At 52.4% G+C, this 2,183-nt stretch carries 1 protein-coding gene; it reads left to right on the top strand.

The features are described from left to right. Positions 1–268: 268 nt before the first annotated feature. On the top strand, positions 269–1,717 hold the full coding sequence (locus HMPREF3042_RS04675; protein WP_070856242.1) for a nucleobase:cation symporter-2 family protein: 1,449 nt from the start codon (positions 269–271) through the stop codon (positions 1,715–1,717). Positions 1,718–2,183: the final 466 nt, after the last annotated feature.

Below are 2,183 nucleotides of genomic sequence, written 5' to 3'. Positions count from 1 at the left end.
ACATTACACACACTTCACACATAAAGCGAACCCCCAGGTCACAACACCTTTCTAGAGTATTTTCGAGCTAATAGAAGACCATAACTCTAGAGTTTCACTTAAAGCTGTTCCGCAATGCATTCGTTCAACGGCTTCCCACGCACACTCACGAGTTATCTCAGCAAAGTGACGTGGCCCGATGGCCTCGTCGTAAAGCGAGATGGAGCGAAACCACCCCAATAGAAAGCTCCAGTGAGGAAAACCTGGACTAGGGAACTAAAGTCGAACTGTGACTACATCAACGAAGACCGATACTCAGACGGTTCATCCGGTCGATGAGTATCCGGGCCATGTGAAACTGCTTGTACTCGGCTTTCAACATGTGCTCGCCGCGTATGCAGGCGCGGTGGCAGTCCCGCTTTTCGTGGGCTGGGCACTTGTGGATGCCGGGCGTATGTCCCCGTCCGATATTCCGCACCTAATTGCTGCGGACCTGTTTGTTGCAGGCATCGCCACCATCGTACAGTCGGTGGGTATTTGGCGATTTGGTGTGCGACTACCACTGATTCAGGGCTGTACCTTCTCTGCCGCGATTCCGATGGTTACTATCGGATCGCAATACGGCGTACCCGCAATCTACGGTTCGGTGATTGCATCGGGCATTTTCATGATGCTCTTTGCACCGCTTTTTGCGTCGCTTCTACGCCTATTTCCGCCGTTGGTCACTGGCACGGTGCTATTGATTATCGGCACGACGCTTATGCCAGTCGCAGCCGACTGGGTTGGTGGCGGTGCTGAAGTCAAGGACACTCCAGATTTCGGCGCACCTCAAAACTTGGCAGTAGCTGCGTTTGTGTTGGTCTTAATTCTCAGTATTGAGCGATGGGCACCAGAATGGCTCGCCCGCATTGCCGTTCTAGTGGGCATGATCTCCGGATTGCTGCTATGCATTCCATTGGGAATGGTGGATTGGTCTGGAACTAAGGACTCACCCGTCTTCGGGTTGACGCATCCATTCTACTTTGGCATGCCTGAATTCGTCCTCTCGGCTGTATTTGCCATGTGCATTGTTTCGCTTGTGACTATGGTCGAAGCGACTGGCGACATACTTGCAATCGGCGAGATTACCGAATCCGAGATTGATAATCACCGTATTGCCGACACACTGCGTGCCGACGGTGCTGCGACCGTAATTGGCGGTATTTTCAATACCTTCCAATACACGGCGTTTGCCCAGAACATTGGCGTCCTATCAATCACGGGCGTACGTTCGCGATGGGTTACCGCAGCTGCAGGTGGAATGCTGCTGATTCTGGGTTTGATTCCAAAGACGGCCGCTCTCGTTGCCGCTATCCCAGCTCCAGTTTTGGGAGGTGCCGGTATTGCCTTGTTCGGTATGGTCGCAGCATCGGGCGTCCGCACTCTATCCAAGGTTAAGTTCACTGAATCCAACGTGATTGTCGTGGGTATTCCGTTGGCATTGGCATTACTTCCTGCTGTATCGCCCGAACTATTCTCCGGACTACCGGCGTGGGCGCAAACGTTTATGGCTTCAGGTATCTGCGTAGGTTCCGTCGCTTCTATCATCTTGAATCTTTTGTTCAACACCGCCGACCGTGCACCGCACGCCGTTACTCCGAGTGCTCACGACACCTTCCGCGGAGGTATTAACTCTGAAGATAAGGACCACGACGGCTACGGAGACGTCCCGTCGGCTAAGCCGAGCAGTAATAGCTAACCTCGGTACTTCGATTAGCGCGACTGCATAGCTTATTCCCAGACAGGGCTAACCTAACTAAATACGACACACTCCCGTATGGGCGCAGGCAATACCTCACCTATACGGGATTTTCTTTTGGCGCGATCGAGGAAGCCGCCACAGCATCTCGTAGGTACGAGTCGAAAATCAGAGCTGACTACTAAGTAAGCGTATGTCTCCCTATTAGGACAGCTTGGTAATAAAGCCTCAATTGGACCGGGGTATCAGTATGTAGGGATGCGTGGCGGTGATAGTCACAGAAGAGCAGTAGATGAATCGCACACGCCAACAAGCTAAGTGCCAGAACTCGAGGAGCCTCCGCGACCGACCTACTGCGCACCGGGCCCCTTCCAAATACCCACAACCAAGCAAAAACAGTGGCTATCACCGAGACATAAGCTACGACATCTATCGATTGAATGTTGTTTACTTGTGGGTAAAACAA

Origin of the sequence: Corynebacterium sp. HMSC074C05, assembly GCF_001838325.1 — a bacterium.
In the GTDB taxonomy this organism is placed as follows: Bacteria; Actinomycetota; Actinomycetes; order Mycobacteriales; family Mycobacteriaceae; genus Corynebacterium; species Corynebacterium amycolatum.
The sequence above is the reverse complement of the archived record's forward strand: the minus strand, read 5'-3'. Positions and strand labels throughout refer to the sequence as shown.